General features: G+C 70.0%; 18 protein-coding genes. 7 read left to right on the top strand and 11 right to left on the bottom strand.

What is annotated here, in order from left to right; genetic code table 11:
• The first annotated feature begins 544 nt into the window (after positions 1 to 544).
• A complete protein-coding gene (serB, locus tag ACIRB1_RS11500; protein WP_403465353.1) occupies positions 545 to 1,753 on the top strand; it encodes a phosphoserine phosphatase SerB in 1,209 nt (402 codons plus the stop codon).
• Between the two features lie 301 nt (positions 1,754 to 2,054).
• On the opposite strand, the gene ACIRB1_RS11495 is transcribed toward serB, so the two are convergent.
• The 4 genes from ACIRB1_RS11495 to ACIRB1_RS11480 form a co-directional block, all read right to left on the bottom strand.
• Positions 2,055 to 2,603 carry a SixA phosphatase family protein gene (locus ACIRB1_RS11495; RefSeq protein ID WP_403465352.1) on the bottom strand — a complete coding sequence of 183 codons (549 nt, stop codon included), beginning with the start codon at positions 2,601 to 2,603 and terminating at the stop codon, positions 2,055 to 2,057.
• Between the two features lie 77 nt (positions 2,604 to 2,680).
• A complete protein-coding gene (locus tag ACIRB1_RS11490; RefSeq protein WP_352184505.1) occupies positions 2,681 to 2,887 on the bottom strand; it encodes a hypothetical protein in 207 nt (68 codons plus the stop codon).
• A gap of 219 nt (positions 2,888 to 3,106) precedes the next feature.
• Positions 3,107 to 3,223 (bottom strand): SGM_5486 family transporter-associated protein, encoded by a 117-nt coding sequence (locus tag ACIRB1_RS11485; RefSeq protein WP_019060691.1) that lies wholly within the window; start codon positions 3,221 to 3,223, stop codon positions 3,107 to 3,109.
• 48 nt (positions 3,224 to 3,271) lie between these two features.
• Positions 3,272 to 4,600: an MFS transporter gene (locus ACIRB1_RS11480; protein ID WP_352184506.1), complete on the bottom strand. Its 1,329-nt coding sequence runs from the start codon at positions 4,598 to 4,600 to the stop codon at positions 3,272 to 3,274.
• A 70-nt stretch (positions 4,601 to 4,670) separates the two neighbouring features.
• Here ACIRB1_RS11480 and ACIRB1_RS11475 point away from each other — a divergent pair, with 70 nt between their 5' ends.
• On the top strand, positions 4,671 to 5,366 hold the full coding sequence (locus tag ACIRB1_RS11475) for a FadR/GntR family transcriptional regulator (RefSeq protein ID WP_352184507.1): 696 nt from the start codon (positions 4,671 to 4,673) through the stop codon (positions 5,364 to 5,366).
• On the opposite strand, the gene ACIRB1_RS11470 is transcribed toward ACIRB1_RS11475, so the two are convergent.
• From ACIRB1_RS11470 to fabG, 3 genes are all read right to left on the bottom strand, one after another.
• Positions 5,341 to 5,694 carry a hypothetical protein gene (locus ACIRB1_RS11470; RefSeq protein ID WP_352184508.1) on the bottom strand — a complete coding sequence of 118 codons (354 nt, stop codon included), beginning with the start codon at positions 5,692 to 5,694 and terminating at the stop codon, positions 5,341 to 5,343. The genes ACIRB1_RS11475 and ACIRB1_RS11470 overlap by 26 nt on opposite strands.
• 167 nt (positions 5,695 to 5,861) lie before the next feature.
• The gene (gene fabI, locus ACIRB1_RS11465; RefSeq protein ID WP_266767292.1) at positions 5,862 to 6,629 is read right to left on the bottom strand and encodes an enoyl-ACP reductase FabI; all 768 of its coding nucleotides are present in this window, start codon (positions 6,627 to 6,629) and stop codon (positions 5,862 to 5,864) included.
• 5 nt (positions 6,630 to 6,634) lie between these two features.
• Positions 6,635 to 7,339, bottom strand: coding sequence for a 3-oxoacyl-[acyl-carrier-protein] reductase (gene fabG / locus ACIRB1_RS11460; RefSeq protein ID WP_352184509.1), 705 nt, complete (start codon positions 7,337 to 7,339; stop codon positions 6,635 to 6,637).
• Positions 7,340 to 7,579: 240 nt separating this feature from the next.
• Here fabG and ACIRB1_RS11455 point away from each other — a divergent pair, with 240 nt between their 5' ends.
• Genes ACIRB1_RS11455 through tyrS form a run of 3 tightly spaced genes read left to right on the top strand, consistent with a single transcriptional unit; the run spans position 7,580 to position 11,808 of the window.
• Positions 7,580 to 9,103: a TldD/PmbA family protein gene (locus ACIRB1_RS11455; RefSeq protein WP_403465351.1), complete on the top strand. Its 1,524-nt coding sequence runs from the start codon at positions 7,580 to 7,582 to the stop codon at positions 9,101 to 9,103.
• Positions 9,100 to 10,494: a metallopeptidase TldD-related protein gene (locus ACIRB1_RS11450; protein ID WP_352184511.1), complete on the top strand. Its 1,395-nt coding sequence runs from the start codon at positions 9,100 to 9,102 to the stop codon at positions 10,492 to 10,494. Before ACIRB1_RS11455 ends, ACIRB1_RS11450 begins: the two co-directional genes overlap by 4 nt.
• A gap of 45 nt (positions 10,495 to 10,539) precedes the next feature.
• On the top strand, positions 10,540 to 11,808 hold the full coding sequence (gene tyrS, locus ACIRB1_RS11445; RefSeq protein WP_352184512.1) for a tyrosine--tRNA ligase: 1,269 nt from the start codon (positions 10,540 to 10,542) through the stop codon (positions 11,806 to 11,808).
• Positions 11,809 to 11,894: 86 nt separating this feature from the next.
• Here the strand turns inward: tyrS and ACIRB1_RS11440 are convergent, their stop codons facing one another.
• A complete protein-coding gene (locus tag ACIRB1_RS11440) occupies positions 11,895 to 12,173 on the bottom strand; it encodes a GlsB/YeaQ/YmgE family stress response membrane protein (protein WP_352184513.1) in 279 nt (92 codons plus the stop codon).
• A gap of 247 nt (positions 12,174 to 12,420) precedes the next feature.
• Between ACIRB1_RS11440 and ACIRB1_RS11435 the strand changes: the two genes are divergently transcribed.
• Complete coding sequence (locus ACIRB1_RS11435) at positions 12,421 to 12,819, top strand: DUF3099 domain-containing protein (RefSeq protein WP_403465350.1); 399 nt, start codon at positions 12,421 to 12,423, stop codon at positions 12,817 to 12,819.
• A gap of 283 nt (positions 12,820 to 13,102) precedes the next feature.
• Entirely contained in the window at positions 13,103 to 13,342 is a 240-nt protein-coding gene (locus tag ACIRB1_RS11430; protein ID WP_403465349.1) for a hypothetical protein, read from the top strand.
• A 15-nt stretch (positions 13,343 to 13,357) separates the two neighbouring features.
• On the opposite strand, the gene moaA is transcribed toward ACIRB1_RS11430, so the two are convergent.
• The 3 genes from moaA to ACIRB1_RS11415 form a co-directional block, all read right to left on the bottom strand.
• Positions 13,358 to 14,347, bottom strand: coding sequence for a GTP 3',8-cyclase MoaA (gene moaA / locus ACIRB1_RS11425; RefSeq protein ID WP_352184647.1), 990 nt, complete (start codon positions 14,345 to 14,347; stop codon positions 13,358 to 13,360).
• Between the two features lie 185 nt (positions 14,348 to 14,532).
• A complete protein-coding gene (locus ACIRB1_RS11420; protein ID WP_352184516.1) occupies positions 14,533 to 16,152 on the bottom strand; it encodes a cation acetate symporter in 1,620 nt (539 codons plus the stop codon).
• A complete protein-coding gene (locus tag ACIRB1_RS11415; protein WP_352184517.1) occupies positions 16,149 to 16,505 on the bottom strand; it encodes a DUF485 domain-containing protein in 357 nt (118 codons plus the stop codon). The genes ACIRB1_RS11420 and ACIRB1_RS11415 overlap by 4 nt, the downstream gene beginning before the upstream one ends.
• Positions 16,506 to 16,577: the final 72 nt, after the last annotated feature.

Raw genomic sequence — 16,577 nt, 5'->3', positions numbered from 1 at the left:
CTCGGCGGCTCGGCGGCTCGGCGGCTCGGCGGCTCGGCGGCTCGGCGGCTCGGCGGCTCGGCGGCTCGGCGGCTCGGCGGCTCGGCGGCTCGGCGGCTCGGCGGCAGGATGCTCCGACAGGTCGACGCCCGGACCGCCCGACACACCGAAGGCTCGACACACGTCAGCCCAACCGCTCGACATCCGAGCGCCCGACACACCGCGCCCTGCTCGCCCAGCACCCCTCACCCCCTCAGGCGTACCTAGCAATCCCGCCCCGCCCGAGCCCCCTCACCAATCCCCCTCCCTCAAGAACAGGTCGACTCCTGATCAACACCCCGTCCCAAAACGATCACCCCGCCCCACCTCCTGACCGCTCCTCAGCCACTTCACGATCACCCCCCACCCATCCCTGACCAGCACCCACCCCACTCCTGACCACTCCCCGCCCCCTTCGTGACCGCCCCGTAAGATTCGCGCCACCGATCCGACACCCACTGTTCCGTGTCCGCTGGGCGGACCTCTGCGGCATAAGGCACTGCGTGCCGGATACGGTGGGTACACCATGAGCGCTTCGCAGACCTCTGACGTCCCCACTCTCCTCGTCAAGATCTTCGGCAAGGACAGGCCGGGCATCACCGCCGGACTCTTCGACACCCTCGCCGCCTACTCCGTCGACGTGGTCGACATCGAGCAGGTCGTCACACGTGGCCGGATGGTGCTGTGTGCACTCGTGACCCCGCCGCCCGCCGGGCTCGAAGGGGATCTCCGGGCCACCGTGCACAGCTGGGCCGAGTCGATGAAGATGCAGGCGGAGATCATCTCCGGCCTCGGCGACAACCGCCCCCGTGGGCTGGGCCGTTCGCTGGTGACGGTTCTCGGCCACCCCCTCACCGCGGAGTCCACCGCCGCGATCGCCGCCCGCATCACCCGCGCCGGCGGCAACATCGACCGTATCTTCCGGCTCGCCAAGTACCCCGTGACAGCAGTCGAGTTCGCGGTGTCCGGCGTGGAGACCGAGCCGCTGCGCACCGCCCTCGTCACGGACGCGGCGACGTTCGGTGTCGACATCGCCGTCGTGGCGGCGGGGCTGCACCGGCGGGCCCAGCGCCTGGTCGTCATGGACGTCGACTCCACGCTCATCCAGGACGAGGTCATCGAACTCTTCGCCGCGCACGCCGGCTGCGAGGACGAGGTCGCCGAGGTCACCGCCGCCGCGATGCGCGGGGAACTGGACTTCGAGCAGTCACTGCACGCACGCGTGGCGCTGCTGAAGGGGCTCGACGCGTCGGTCGTCGACAAGGTCCGCAGCGAGGTGCGCCTGACGCCCGGCGCCCGCACCCTGATCCGTACGCTCAAGCGGCTCGGCTACCAAGTCGGCGTCGTCTCAGGTGGGTTCACCCAGGTCACCGACGATCTCAAGGACCGGCTCGGGCTCGACTTCGCCCAGGCCAACACGCTGGAGATCGTCGACGGGCGGCTCACCGGCAAGGTCACCGGCGAGATCGTCGACCGCGCCGGCAAGGCCCGGCTCCTGCGCCGCTTCGCCGCCGAGGCGGGCGTACCGCTCGCGCAGACCGTGGCGATCGGCGACGGCGCCAACGACCTGGACATGCTCAACGCGGCCGGCCTCGGTGTCGCCTTCAACGCCAAGCCGGTCGTCCGGGAGGCCGCTCACACCGCGGTGAACGTGCCGTTCCTCGACACCGTCCTGTACCTGCTGGGCGTCACCCGCGAAGAGGTCGAGGCAGCGGACACCCACGACGAGGACTGACCCCGGCCCGGAAGACGCCCCGAACCCGACACGAGCCGGGGCCAGTGGAGCGAGAACCGGGACCGAGGGCTGAGGACCGGGGACTGAGGGCCGAGGACGATCACAGGCCTACGCCACTTTCAGGGGCCCGGCACCACACGGTGCCGGGCCCCTAGTCACACACGGCCTGCACAGCCCTCACGGTCGGCACGGCCCTCACGGTCTGCGCGGCCTGTATAGCCCGCACTGCTGATCAACCGCTGCTATGCCTGCCCTGCGCTGCCCAGCCTGCCCTGCGCTGCTCAGCCCTGCCCGCTCCGCCCTACTCCGACGGCGCCCAGTAGTCGTCCAGCGCGGCCACACCCGGCTCCAGCGCCTTCCAGGAACCGGTGAAGGACAGCACCGCGAATCCGGCGGTCGCGAACCCTCTGCGCGTCAGCCGCTCCCGGGCCTCACCGCTGCCCGCGCTCGCACCCGCGCCCCCGCTCCCGCCTGCTCCGGGGAGGATCTCCGCCAGCCCCTGCACGCTCGGGTTGTGGCCGACGAGGATCACGTTCCGCGCGTCGTCCGGCGTCTCGTTCAGCACCGCGATCAGCTCGCCGGGAGAGGCTTCGTAGAGCCGCTCCTCGTAGACGGTTTTCGGCCGGTGCGCGAGTTCGTGGACGGCGAGCTTCCAGGTCTCCCGGGTCCGGACCGCCGTGGAGCAGAGGGCCAGATCGAAGGGGATGCCGGTGTCGGCCAGCCTGCTTCCGGCGGTGGCCGCGTCCAGGCGGCCCCGCTCAGCGAGCGGCCGCTCGTGATCGGTCACCTGGGGCCAGTCGGCTTTCGCATGCCGGAAGAGGACGATCCTGCGGGGTTCTGCGACGCTCATGGGATCCAGCTTCGCATGAAACAGGCCATGGGGCGCAGGGAGTTGACGGCGGGGCTGTGCGAGTGCTCAGCGACTGCTCAGCGGGCTATGAGCTGGTGCGCGCGCTCGAAGAGGTGCGTGATCATCGGGTCCGAGCCCGCCGCTTGGGCGTCCGTCGGGTTGAGCATCAGCACGAGCAGCACGATGAACGCGAGCGTGGGCAGGGCGAGGGCCCACCACGGCAGCCTGATGTCGACGCCGCCCGTGGTCGCCGGGTGGGGCCGGGTGTGCGTAGGGGCCGACATGGATGCCTCCGCTGCTCTTCGAGTGGTCCGCGATCCGCTTCTCGCGGTCACACCATCGAAGTTACGGAAGTTCCGGCCCCCAACCCATCCGGAGATCCACCCACTTGACCCTGAGCCTCGCCCCCTAGGGGATGGTGGGGACAACCCCACCATCGCCCCGCGGAGGCACCTTTACGCGCTCTCGGTCACCGGGACGGGGTCACTGTCAACGGGACGCGGTCACGGCGAAGCGATCGTCGCGATGATGGCGATGACGATGAAGATGGCGAAGAACGAGCCGAAGACGATGAGCATCTTCCGCTGGCCGTTCTGGGGGTTCGGATCGAGCACTGGCATGCGCCCAGTCTCCCACCACCGGCCGTTGCCGGACGCGCCGGGGTGAGGTCAGCGGACCGCCTCGTCCTCCACCGTGCGGTTGCGTCCGGCGAGGACGCCGACGGCCATCTGCGGGATCATCAGGCCGGCCATGAGGGCGATCGGCAGTCCCCAGCCGCCGCTGCTCTGGTAGAGCACGCCGACCAGGAGAGGCCCCGGGATCGAGATCAGATACCCGGTGCTCTGCGCGAACGCCGACAGCTGGGCGACGCCCGCACCGGTCCTGGCCCGCATGCCGACCATCGTCAGGGCCAGCGGGAAGGAGCAGTTGGCGATGCCGAGCAGTACGGCCCAGGCCCAGGCGCCGCCGGCCGGGGCGAGGTACAGGCCCGCGTATCCGGCGAGCCCGCAGAGGCCGAGCGCGATCACGATCGGGCCCTGTCGGGGCAGCCGGGTGGCCAGCCGCGGGATGACGAAGGCCAGCGGCACGCCCATGACCATCGTGACGGCGAGGAGCACTCCAGCGGTGCCCGCGGAGACCCCCGCGTCCCGGAAGATCTGGGCCATCCAGCCCATCGTGATGTAGGCGGCGGTGGCCTGGAGCCCGAAGAACACGGCGAGCGCCCAGGCGGTGCGGCTGCGGGTGATCCGCAGCACCGGCTGCGCCCCGGGCGCGGGTGCCCCGTCGGCGGCCTCCCGCGCGCGGGGGCGTTGTTCCCCGGAGGGCGCCTCCCGGTGTCGTAGGAGAGCGATCCACGGGAGTACGGCCGCTGCGGCCAGGGCTGCCCAGACGGCGAGGCCCGAGCGCCAGCTGCCGCCCAGGGCATCGGTGACGGGGACGGTGATCGCGGCCGCTGCGGAGGTGCCGAGGGCCAGGGCCATCGAGTACAGGCCGGTCATCGAGCCGACCCGGTCGGGGAACCAGCGCTTGACGATCACCGGCATCAGGACGTTGCTGACGGCGATGCCCATGAGCGCGAGCGCGCTGCCGATCAGGAAGCCGGGCGTGCCGCCGATGTAGGGCCGTATGAGCAGGCCCGCGGTGATGGCCACCATGCCGGCGCAGACCACCGCGGCCGGGCCGAAGCGGCGGGCGAGGCGGGGGGCCATGACGCCGAAGAGGGCGAAGCACAGCGGGGGGACGGAGGTGAGCAGTCCGGCGACGCTGCCGCTCATGCCGAGGCCGTCGCGGACCTCTTCGAGGAGGGCGCCGAGGCTGGTGATGGCGGGGCGGAGGTTCAGCGCGGCCAGCACGATGCCCACGACGATCAGACGTGTGGTCCACGCGCGCGTGGGGGTGCCTCCGGTGGACTCCGGGGAGTCGGCCGAAGCGGAGCTGCCGATGTTCGTCGTGGACTTCAGTGTCCCTGTTTCCTCACGAGCCATGCCACCCATCATAGAATGATGGGATGATTGGTTGTCCATCCCCGGGTGGCCCGCTCCCGCCCCGCCCATGCGAAGGTGAGCCATGCCCCTGAGTCACCCCCGTCGCTCGGCGCTGTCCGAGCAGGTCATCGCCGCGCTGCGGAACCAGATCGCCTCGGGCGAGTGGCCGGTCGGCTCCCGGATCCCGACCGAGCCGGAGCTGGTCGAGCAGCTCGGGGTCGCCCGCAACACCGTCCGCGAGGCGGTTCGCGCGCTCGCGCACAACGGCCTGCTGGACATCCGCCAGGGCTCCGGCACCTACGTCGTCGCGACGAGCGAGCTGGCGGGCGTGATGCACCGCCGGTTCGCGGACGCCGACCCCCGGCACATCGCCGAACTGCGCTCCACCCTGGAGTCGTCGGCGGCGCAGCTGGCGGCCGAGCGGCGCACGGAGAAGGACCTCAAGCAGCTGGACGCCCTCCTCGTACGGCGTGAGGAGGCCTGGGCGTCGGGTGACACGGAGGCCTTCGTGACGGCCGACGCGACCCTGCACATGGCCGTGGTGGCGGCTTCCCACAACGACGTCATGACGGCGATGTACGCCGACCTGGGCGAGGTGCTCCGGGACTGGCTGCGCGCGGACGTCGGCGAGGCGCTGACCCCGGAGACGTACATGGACCACACCCGGCTGGTGGACGCGATCCGCGCGGGGGACGCGCAGGCCGCCGCCGAGGAGGCCGCGGGCTATCCGTTCGTGTGCCGCGCGCTGCGGTTCAGCTCGCCCGCTTCTGGTGGCTGACCCACACCGCGCGGACGTCCTCCCAGCAGCGGCCGGTGAGCCGTACGGTCTGCGCCGGGCCCGCGTCGGTCGCTATGCCGTCGCTGTCGATGTCCCACCAGCGGTCGCACTCGATGTGCAGGCTGACGCGGTCGGTCCGGGGGTACGGGTTGTGGCAGTACGCGATCACGTGCGAGCCGTGGACGGTGGTCCGGCAGTCGGCGCCGAACAACTGGGGCGCGGCCGGTTTTCGTACCTCCACGCGTGCGTGGGGCATCGCCTCGTACGCCAGGGAGATGACGAGCGCGACGGCGATGGTCACTGAGGCCAGGCTGCGGGACAGGCGCACAAGGGAAACCTCCTCGGCGGTGCTGGGGAGGAAATCGAGTGGTGAACGCGTAATCCAGAGTGCGCGGTTGTCCCCGGTCCCCGCCCGGCCGGGTGGGCCGAACGGGTGACGCGGAAAGGGCCCGCACCATGTCCGGTGCGGGCCCTTTCCGTGCTTCCGTGGCGGTGTTACGCGCCGATGGCGTGCAGGCCGCCGTCGACGTGGACGATCTCGCCGGTGGTCTTCGGGAACCAGTCGCTCAGCAGGGCGACGATGGCCTTGCCGGCGGGCTCCGGGTCGTTGAGGTCCCACTCCAGGGGGGAGCGGTTGTCCCACACGGAGGCCAGCTCGCTGAAGCCCGGGATGGACTTGGCGGCCATCGAGCCGAGGGGGCCGGCCGAGACGAGGTTGCAGCGGATGTTCTGCTTGCCCAGGTCGCGGGCGAGGTAGCGGCTGGTGGCCTCCAGGGCGGCCTTGGCCGGGCCCATCCAGTCGTACTGCGGCCACGCGAAGGACGCGTCGAAGGTGAGGCCGACGACCGAGCCGCCGTTCTGCATCAGCGGCAGGCAGGCCGTGGTCAGCGACTTCAGGGAGAACGCCGAGACGTGCATCGCCGTGGCGACCGACTCGAACGGCGTGTTCAGGAAGTTGCCGCCGAGCGCGTCCGCGGGCGCGAACCCGATGGAGTGCACGACACCGTCCAGGCCGCCCAGTTCCTCGCCCACGACGTCGGCGAGGCGTGCCAGGTGCTCGTCGTTGGTGACGTCGAGCTCGATGACCTTGGTGGGCTTCGGGAGCTTCTTGGCGATGCGCTCGGTCAGCGTGGGCCGCGGGAACGCGGTCAGGATGATCTCGGCGCCCTGCTCCTGGGCCTGCTTGGCGGCGTGGAAGGCGATGGAGGACTCCAGCAGCACACCGGAGATCAGGACGCGCTTGCCCTCGAGGATTCCGCTCATGGTGATCAGTGACCCATTCCCAGTCCGCCGTCTACGGGGATGACGGCTCCAGTGATGTACGAGGCGTCGTCCGAGGCGAGGAACCGCACCGTCGCGGCGACCTCCTCGGGCTGCGCGTACCGGCCCAGCGGCACCTGCGCCATGATCGCGTCGCGCTGCTCGTCGGTGAGCGCCTTGGTCATGTCGGTGTCCACGAAGCCGGGCGCGACGACGTTGAAGGTGATGTTGCGCGAGCCCAGCTCACGGGCGAGGGAGCGCGCGAAGCCGACCAGGGCGGCCTTGGAGGCGGCGTAGTTCGACTGACCGGGGCCGCCCATCAGGCCGACGACCGAGGAGATCAGGACGACACGGCCCTTCTTGGCGCGCAGCATCGCGCGGTTGGCGCGCTTGACGACGCGGAAGGTGCCGGTGAGGTTGGTGTCGATGACCGAGGTGAAGTCCTCCTCGGTCATGCGCATGAGGAGCTGGTCCTTGGTGACGCCGGCGTTGGCGATCAGGACCTCGACCGGGCCGTGCTCGGCCTCGATCTCCTTGTAGGCCTGCTCCACCTGCTCGGGGTCGGTGATGTCGCACTTGACGGCCAGGAAGCCGGCCGGCGGCTCACCCGAGCGGTACGTGATGGCGACCTTGTCGCCGGCGTCGGCGAATGCGCGGGCGATGGCGAGGCCGATGCCCCGGTTGCCTCCGGTGACGAGAACCGAGCGGCTCAACGGATCACCCTTTCGATAGCGGTTCTGCACGCCTGCCAGACACACCTGGATGACAGGCGGCTTTATCGAAAACCTATCGGTCCGCCCCGTCCCGCGGACAATCGGGCACCGACAGTGGCTTACGGGACTCACTGTCGGGTCCCTACAGAAAGTGCCGACGCAGCGCGGAAACGTGTGGTCCCCGCCCCCGCTCGCGCGACATGATCGGACCCGACAGGCCACGACAGCAGGGAGACCTCCGTGCCTCATTCCATCGACGAAGCCTTCACGGCGCTTCCGCTACGCGCTCTGGCCGACGCCGCGCTCGCACGCGCGCGTGCCCTCGGCGCGGAGCACGCGGACTTCCGGTTCGAGCGGGTGCGCAGCGCGTCCTGGCGGCTGCGGGACGCCCGCCCGGCCGGTACGTCGGACACCACCGACCTCGGGTACGCGGTACGGGTCGTGCACGGCGGCACCTGGGGCTTCGCCTCCGGGGTCGACCTGAGTCTGGACGCCGCCGCCAAGGTCGCCTCCCAGGCGGTGGCGATGGCGAAGCTCTCCGCCCAGGTGATCAAGGCCGCCGGGTCGGACGAGCGGGTCGAGCTGGCCGCCGAGCCGGTACACGAGGAGCGGACGTGGATCTCGTCGTACGAGATCGATCCCTTCTCGGTGCCCGACGAGGAGAAGGCGGGGCTGCTGGCGGAGTGGAGTGCCCGGCTGCTGGCGGCGGACGGCGTCAACCACGTGGACGCCTCGCTGCTCACCGTGCACGAGAACAAGTTCTACGCCGACACCGCGGGCACGGTGACCACGCAGCAACGGGTCCGGCTGCACCCGCAGTTGAACGCCGTGTCGGTCGACGAGTCGACCGGTGAGTTCGACTCCATGCGCACCATCGCGCCGCCCGTGGGCCGCGGCTGGGAGTACCTCACGGGCACCGGCTGGGACTGGGACGGCGAGCTGGAGCGGATTCCGGAGCTGCTCGCCGAGAAGATGCGGGCACCGAGCGTCGAGGCGGGCCTGTACGACCTCGTCGTCGACCCGTCCAACCTCTGGCTGACGATCCACGAGTCCATCGGCCACGCCACCGAACTGGACCGCGCGCTCGGCTACGAGGCCGCCTACGCCGGCACGTCCTTCGCCACCTTCGACAAGCTCAACAAGCTCAGGTACGGCTCCGAGCGGATGAACGTCACCGGCGACCGCACCGCCGAACACGGCCTCGCGACGATCGGCTACGACGACGAGGGCGTCGAGGGCCAGTCCTGGGACCTGGTCAAGGACGGCACCCTGGTGGGCTACCAACTCGACCGCCGCATCGCCAGGTTGACCGGCTTCGAGCGCTCGAACGGCTGCGCGTACGCCGACTCCCCCGCCCATGTGCCGGTGCAGCGCATGGCCAACGTGTCGCTCCAGCCCGATCCGGCGGGGCTGTCCACGGAGGATCTGATCGGCGGGGTCGACCGCGGGATCTACGTGGTCGGCGACCGGTCATGGTCGATCGACATGCAGCGCTACAACTTCCAGTTCACCGGACAGCGGTTCTTCAGGATCGAGAACGGCCGGATCACCGGGCAGCTGAAGGACGTCGCCTACCAGGCCACGACCACCGACTTCTGGGGCTCCATGGCGGCCGTCGGCGGCCCGCAGACCTACGTCCTGGGCGGCGCCTTCAACTGCGGCAAGGCCCAGCCGGGCCAGGTCGCCTCGGTGTCGCACGGCTGCCCGTCCGCCCTCTTCACGGGCGTCAACATCCTCAACACCACCCAGGAGGCCGGTCGATGAGTCCTCGTACGAACAAGCCGCACGAGATCGTCGAGCGCGCCCTCGAACTCTCCCGGGCCGACGGCTGTGTCGTCATCGCCGACGAGCAGTCGACCGCCAACCTCCGCTGGGCGGGCAACGCGCTGACCACGAACGGTGTCACGCGCGGGCGCACGCTCACCGTCATCGCGACCGTCGACGGCAAGGAGGGCACCGCCTCGGGGGTGGTGTCCCGGTCCGCCGTCACCCCGGAGGAACTGGAGCCGCTCGTACGGGCCGCCGAAGCCGCCGCGCGCGGAGCCGAGGCAGCCGAGGACGCACAGCCGCTCGTCACGGACGTACCCCGGTCGCCCGACTTCACGGACGGGCCCGCCGAGACGTCCTCCACGGTGTTCGCAGACTTCGCTCCGGCGCTCGGCGAATCGTTCGCACGCGCGCGTGCGGGCGGTCGCGAGCTGTACGGATTCGCCTACCACGAACTGGTCTCCAGCTACCTGGGTACGTCGACCGGGCTGCGCCTGCGTCACGACCAGCCCACCGGCACCCTGGAGATGAACGCCAAGTCCCCGGACCGTACGCGCTCGGCCTGGGCCGGCCGCTCGACCCGGGACTTCAAGGACGTCGACCCGGCCGCCCTGGACGCCGAACTGGCCGTACGACTGGGCTGGGCGGAGCGGAGGATCGAACTGCCCGCGGGCCGCTACGAGACGCTGCTGCCCCCTACGGCCGTCGCGGACCTGCTGATCTACCAGATGTGGTCGGCGTCGGGCCGGGACGCGGTCGAGGGACGCACGGTGTTCTCCAAGCCCGGCGGCGGCACCCGCGTCGGCGAGAAGCTCACCGAGCTGCCGCTGTCGCTGCGCAGCGACCCGAACGAACCGGGCCTGGAATCCGCCCCGTTCGTGCTGGCGCACACCTCGGGGGGCGACCAGTCGGTGTTCGACAACGGGCTGCCGCTGGCCGCGACCGACTGGGTGCGCGACGGCGAACTGCGGCATCTGCTGACCAGCCGGCACAGCGCGGGTCTCACCGGGCTGCCGGTGGCGCCGGCGATCGACAACCTGATCCTGAGCGGGGGCGAGGACCGTTCCCTGGAGGAGATGGTCGCGAGCACCGAACGCGGGCTGCTGCTGACCTGCCTCTGGTACATCCGCGAGGTCGACCCGGCGACGCTGCTGCTCACCGGGCTGACCCGGGACGGCGTCTACCTCGTCGAGAACGGCGAGGTCACGGGCGAGGTGAACAACTTCCGGTTCAACGAGTCGCCGGTCGACCTGCTGGGGCGGGCGACCGAGGCGGGGCGGACGGAGAAGACGCTGCCGCGGGAATGGAGCGACTGGTTCACCAGGGCCGCGATGCCCGCGCTGCGGGTGCCGGACTTCAATATGAGCTCTGTCAGTCAGGGCGTATAACCTCGTACCTGATCCACGAGACCATCCCAAGGAGATACGAGAACCGTGACGGACATCGTCGACGAGCTGAAGTGGCGGGGCCTCTTCGCCCTGTCCACTGACGAAGATGCTTTGCGCAAGGCGCTCGCGGACGGTCCCGTCACGTTCTATTGCGGCTTCGACCCGACGGCGCCCTCGCTCCACCTGGGTCACCTGGTGCAGGTGCTCACCGTGCGCCGGCTCCAGCAGGCCGGTCACCGGCCGCTGGCGCTGGTCGGCGGGGCCACGGGCCAGATCGGCGACCCCCGCCCGACGGCGGAGCGCACGCTGAACGACCCGGAGACCGTGGCCGGCTGGGTCCAGCGGCTGCGCCGTCAGATCGAGCCGTTCCTGTCCTTCGAGGGCGAGAACGCCGCGGTCATGGTCAACAACCTCGACTGGACGGCGAACCTCTCGGCGATCGAGTTCCTCCGCGACATCGGCAAGCACTTCCGCGTCAACAAGATGCTCGCGAAGGACTCCGTGGCCAAGCGCCTGGACTCCGACCAGGGCATCAGCTACACGGAGTTCAGCTACCAGATCCTCCAGGGCATGGACTTCCTCCAGCTCTACCGCAGGTACGGCTGCACGCTCCAGCAGGGCGGCAGCGACCAGTGGGGCAACCTCACGGCGGGCCTGGACCTGATCCACCGCCTGGAGCCGGACGCCACGGTCCACGCCTACGGCACACCGCTGATGACCAAGGCCGACGGCACGAAGTTCAGCAAGTCCGAGGGCACCGCCATCTGGCTCGACCCGGAGATGACCACGCCGTACGCGTTCTACCAGTTCTGGCTGAACACGGACGACCGGGACATCTCCACGTACGCGCGCATGCTGTCCTTCAAGTCCCGTGAGGAGCTTGAGGAGCTGGAGCGCCAGACCGAGGAGCGTCCGCAGGCCCGTGCCGCACAGCGCGCGCTGGCCGAGGAGCTGACGACCCTGGTGCACGGCGCCGAGCAGACGGCCGCGGTGACCGCCGCGTCCAGGGCGCTCTTCGGACAGGGCGAGCTGGCGGAGCTGGACGAGAAGACGCTGGCCGCGTCGCTCTCCGAGGTACCGCACGTCCAGGTCGCCGAACTGGGTCCCGTCGTGGATCTGTTCGCCGAGGTGGGGCTGGTGGCCAGCAAGTCCGCCGCGCGGCGGACCGTGAAGGAGGGCGGGGCCTACGTGAACAACGTGAAGGTCGCGGCCGAGGACGCGGTTCCCTCGAAGGAGGATCTGCTGCACGGGCGGTGGCTGGTGCTGCGGCGCGGCAAGAAGAACCTGGCCGCGGTTGAGGTGACCGGAGCGTAAGCGCCGAAGGGGCGCGGGTCGACCGCGGGCCGCGGCTTTCGTCGTGGCCGGTCGCGCGGTGACCCGCGCCCCTCCGGGGCGCTGCCCTAGGCTCGCTGTTTGTTCCTGCCGATCGTCGCCATGTACGCCATGTCGACGACGAAGACGATGATGACCGCGGCCACGAGCTGGAACGCGTGGCGGCTCCAGTCGATGCCGCTGGTGGCGGCGACGCCGGCCGCTCGGGCGATCGCGTTGCCGACGATGGCGCCGAGAATGCCGCAAATGGTGGTCAGCCAGAGGGGACTGTGCTGCTTGCCCGGGATGATCGCCTTCGCGATCAGGCCCAGCACGAATCCCACGATGATGGCCCACAACCAGCCCATGGCTGCCTCCTTGTACGGCTCTACGCGAGCATTACGCCAAGTGTGGGTCCGGTCGCGCTACGGCGCATGTCGGGTGGGGCCGTACGTGTTACGGCGCAGTCCGGTCGCCGTGACCCGAGGTGCCCCGGTCTCGAAGGCGGCGGAGGCGCGGCGTAACGTAGGACGTGTCGGGGCCCCGTTCCCGGATCTGATGCGAGCCGGGGTTGCGGGCCGGGGAGAGTCCGATGCGGGCGAATGGTGGAATGTGATGCGGAAGCTGCACGGCGACGGCAACGCCCAGGTGTTCCGGATCACCGGAGCCCGCACGGGACTCGCGGAGGACATCCGCGGTCGGCAGCGCCGCTACGTCATCTCGATGTCGATCCGTACGGTGTCGGTGATCCTCGCCTGCGCCCTGTGGAACGTCGAACGGCACGTCGCGATCGTCGCGCTGGTGCTCGGTGTGCTTCTCCCCTATGTCGCCGTGGTGATCGCGAACGCCGGGCGGGAGAACGCCCCGGGGCTTCCGTCCACATTCGTCACCACCCCGCTGCGGCCGATGATCGCACCGCCGAGGTCGGACGAGGCGTTCACGGGAGCCGTCCCGGAAGAGGTCGTGACGGAGCCGGCACCGGGTGCGGGAGGCGAACCGTACGACCGGTCGTGACCATGCCGAACGCGTCCGAACCGGAAGCCGAGCCCTCGCCAAGCTCAAGAAAAGCTCAGATCAATCATGTTGTTCCGGTGCCGGGCGGCCGGTTACCCGTGACATACTTCGTACGCGCTCCGCATCCCCCGTCGGAGCGACGGACCGACGCCGGGCAGCTCCCCCCGTGGCTGCTCGGCGTCGCCATGTGAGGCCCCCGCAGCACCCTCCGGAGTCGGCCCGCATCCCCCGTCGGTCAAGGGCTGGGCACGGCTGACGTACGGGCTCGGTTAGGGTCGGGCGCGTGATTCTGAACTCCGCCGGCTCCGATCCCGTCTCCCCGATCTGCTCCGCCAAGGGGTGCCGTGCCGCCGCCGTGTGGGTGCTGGCCTGGAACAACCCGAAGCTGCACACACCGGAGCGGCGCAAGACCTGGCTCGCATGTGAGGAGCACCGCGAGCACCTGTCCCAATTCCTCGGCGTACGGGGCTTCTTGAAGGACGTCGTCAGTTTCGAGGACTGGGAAGAGCCCGGGACTCCTTAGGACCCGCTCGCCCGCTCAGCCCCCGATCGCCGACATCGGGCGGTCCGGCTGGAGGAAGGAGGGGTCGTCCAGGCCCGAGCCCGCCTTCTTGCCCCACATCGCCTCGCGCCAGATGCGGGCGATCTCCTCGTCCGGGGCGTCCGAGCGCAGGGCGGTGCGGAGGCTGGTCTCCTCGCGGGCGAACAGGCAGTTGCGTATCTGTCCGTCGGCCGTGAGGCGGGTGCGGTCGCAGGCCGCGCAGAACGGGCGGGTGACCGAGGCGATGACGCCCACGCGGTGCGGGCCGCCGTCCACGGTCCAGCGCTCGGCGGGGGCGGAACCGCGCTCGTCGTCACGCTCGGGGGTCAGCTCGAAGCGGGTGCGGAGGGAGGCGAGGATGTCGCCCGCCGTGACCATGCCGTCGCGCTTCCAGCCGTGCTGGGCGTCCAGGGGCATCTGCTCGATGAAGCGCAGTTCGTAGCCGTGCTCCACGGCCCAGGCCAGGAGGTCCGGGGCCTCGTCGGCGTTGAGTCCGGGCATCAGCACCGAGTTGATCTTCACCGGGGTCAGGCCCGCGTCGTGGGCGGCTTCGAGGCCGTCGATGACGTCCTTGTGGCGGTCGCGCCGGGTGAGGGTCTTGAAGACGTCGGGGCGCAGGGTGTCCAGCGAGACGTTGACCCGGTCCAGGCCCGCCTTCTTCAGGGCGGCCGCCGTGCGCTTGAGGCCGATGCCGTTGGTGGTGATCGACATCCGGGGGCGGGGCTCCAGGGCCGCGACCCGCTCGACGATGCCGACCAGGCCGGGGCGGAGCAGGGGCTCGCCGCCGGTGAAGCGGACCTCCTCGATGCCGAGGGAGGTGACCGCGATGTCGATCAGGCGGACGATCTCGTCGTCCGTGAGGAGGTCGGGCTTGGCCAGCCACTGGAGACCCTCCTCGGGCATGCAGTACGTGCACCGGAGGTTGCACCGGTCGGTCAGCGAAACCCGCAGGTCGGTGGCTACCCGGCCATAGGTGTCGATCAGCATGTAGGCCCCCTCCCTCGTTTCGGATCGCATGTTTTCCGACACCTGCGAGCCTACGCGACACCACTGACAACGAGGGCGGCCAGATCCCACGAGGTACGGCACGGCCGCGTCGTAGGGATCTACGACGCGGCCGTCGGCGTGGGGGGAACCGTGTGGGGGGATTCAGAGCGACCGGACGGGGCCGGTCAGTGGGCTCCGGTGCCGGTCAGGGACCGTACCTCCAGCTCCGCGTACTTGCCGGTGTCCGGCTCCTCCTTGGAGAGGATCGTGCCGAGCCAGCCCAGCAGGAAGCCGACGGGGATGGAGATGATGCCGGGGTTCTCCAGGGGGAACCACTGGAAGTCGACGTGGGGGAACATCGAGGTCTCCTTGCCGGAGACCACCGGCGAGAACAGGACCAGGCCGACCGCGGTGACGAGGCCGCCGTAGATCGACCAGAGGGCGCCCTGGGTGGTGAAGCGCTTCCAGAAGAGGCTGTAGAGGATCGTCGGGAGGTTGGCGGAGGCGGCGACCGCGAAGGCGAGGGCCACCAGGCCGGCGACGTTCAGGTCGCGGGCGAGGGCACCCAGGACGATGGAGACGGCGCCGATGCCGACGGTGGCGTACCGGGCGGCTGCCATCTCCTGCTTCTCCGTGGCCTGGCCGCGCTTGATGACGTTCGCGTAGATGTCGTGGGCGAACGAGGAGGACGAGGCCAGGGTCAGCCCGGCGACGACCGCGAGGATGGTGGCGAAGGCGACCGCCGAGATGGTGGCCAGGAGGATGGCGCCCCAGTTGGAGTCGACTCCGCCCAGATGCAGTGCCAGGAGGGGGGCGGCCGTGTTGCCCGCCTTGTTGGAGGCGATGATCTCGTCGGGTTTGATCAGTGCGGCGGCGCCGAAACCGAGGGCCAGGGTCATCAGGTAGAAGGCGCCGATCAGGCCGATGGCCCAGTTGACCGACTTACGGGCGGCCTTGGCGGTGGGCACCGTGTAGAAGCGGATCAGGATGTGCGGCAGTCCGGCGGTGCCGAGGACCAGGGCGAGGCCCAGGGAGATGAAGTCCAGCTTGGTCGTGCCGGTGGCACCGTACTTGAGGCCGGGGTTCAGGAAGGCGGAACCCTTGCCGCTGTTGGAGGCGGCCTTGCCGAGCAGGTCGGAGACGTTGAAGTTGAACTTCAGCAGTACCAGGAAGGTCAGCAGCAGCGCGCCGGCGATGAGCAGGCAGGCCTTGACCATCTGGACCCAGGTGGTGCCCTTCATGCCGCCGATGGTGACGTACACGATCATCAGGACGCCGACCAGGGCGACGATGCCGATCTTGCCCGCGTCGGTGGTGATGCCGAGGAGCAGCGAGACCAGGACGCCCGCGCCCGCCATCTGGGCCAGCAGGTAGAAGATCGAGACCACGATGGTGGAGGTGCCGGCCGCGGTGCGGACCGGGCGCTGGCGCATGCGGTACGCGAGGACGTCGCCCATGGTGTAGCGGCCGGAGTTGCGCAGCGGTTCGGCCACCAGGAGCAGGGCGACCAGCCAGGCGACCAGGAAGCCGATGGAGTACAGGAAGCCGTCGTACCCGAAGAGGGCGATCGCGCCGGCGATGCCGAGGAAGGACGCGGCGGACATGTAGTCGCCGGAGACGGCGAGGCCGTTCTGGAAGGCGGTGAACTGGCGGCCGCCCGCGTAGAAGTCGGCGGCGCTCTTCGTCTGGCGGCCCGCCCATACGGTGATGACGAGCGTCGCTGCGACGAAGATCGCGAACAGGGTGATGATCAGCGGCCGGTGCTGGCTCGCCTCGCCTGCGGCCAGGGTGATCTCGGGGCTCATGCGCCGTCCTCCATCCGGGACTTGATGGCTGCTGCCTTGGGGTCGAGCTTCGCGGCGGAGTACCGCGCGTACCACCAGGCGATGAGGAACGTGGTGAGGAACTGGGCGAGGCCCAGGACCAACGCGACGTTGATGTTGCCGACGACCTTGGTGTCCATGAAATCGGCCGCGTAGTTGCACAGCAGCACGTACAGCAGGTACCAGACGATGAAGGCGACGGTCAGCGGGAAGGCGAAGGAGCGGTGGGCGCGGCGCAGTTCGGCGAACTCCGCACTCTCCTGGACCTGTTCGAACTCCTCGGTACTGGGGAGTTGGCGTTCGGCTTTCGAGGGGGGTGGTGTCTCGGTGGCCACGGTGTCTCCTCGCGTTGCGGACCTGCGGGTACTGAGTTGGCTTGGCGCTTCCTGCCCAAGGGCACGGCGCCG

The sequence above is a fragment of the Streptomyces sp. NPDC096013 genome, from assembly GCF_044763565.1.
In the GTDB taxonomy this organism is placed as follows: Bacteria; Actinomycetota; Actinomycetes; order Streptomycetales; family Streptomycetaceae; genus Streptomyces.
This window is presented reverse-complemented; position numbering and strand designations above follow the sequence as displayed.

Coding starts and splice junctions, on each gene's coding strand:
- ACIRB1_RS11420 (WP_352184516.1), bottom strand. CDS start 16,152: ATGAGCCCCGAGATCACCCTGGCCGCAGGCGAGGCGAGCCAGCACCGG.
- ACIRB1_RS11435 (WP_403465350.1), top strand. CDS start 12,421: ATGCGGAAGCTGCACGGCGACGGCAACGCCCAGGTGTTCCGGATCACC.
- ACIRB1_RS11480 (WP_352184506.1), bottom strand. CDS start 4,600: ATGATGGGTGGCATGGCTCGTGAGGAAACAGGGACACTGAAGTCCACG.
- ACIRB1_RS11495 (WP_403465352.1), bottom strand. CDS start 2,603: ATGAGCGTCGCAGAACCCCGCAGGATCGTCCTCTTCCGGCATGCGAAA.
- fabI (WP_266767292.1), bottom strand. CDS start 6,629: ATGAGCGGAATCCTCGAGGGCAAGCGCGTCCTGATCTCCGGTGTGCTG.
- moaA (WP_352184647.1), bottom strand. CDS start 14,347: ATGCTGATCGACACCTATGGCCGGGTAGCCACCGACCTGCGGGTTTCG.
- ACIRB1_RS11450 (WP_352184511.1), top strand. CDS start 9,100: ATGAGTCCTCGTACGAACAAGCCGCACGAGATCGTCGAGCGCGCCCTC.
- ACIRB1_RS11490 (WP_352184505.1), bottom strand. CDS start 2,887: ATGTCGGCCCCTACGCACACCCGGCCCCACCCGGCGACCACGGGCGGC.
- ACIRB1_RS11475 (WP_352184507.1), top strand. CDS start 4,671: ATGCCCCTGAGTCACCCCCGTCGCTCGGCGCTGTCCGAGCAGGTCATC.
- ACIRB1_RS11440 (WP_352184513.1), bottom strand. CDS start 12,173: ATGGGCTGGTTGTGGGCCATCATCGTGGGATTCGTGCTGGGCCTGATC.
- serB (WP_403465353.1), top strand. CDS start 545: ATGAGCGCTTCGCAGACCTCTGACGTCCCCACTCTCCTCGTCAAGATC.
- ACIRB1_RS11485 (WP_019060691.1), bottom strand. CDS start 3,223: ATGCCAGTGCTCGATCCGAACCCCCAGAACGGCCAGCGGAAGATGCTC.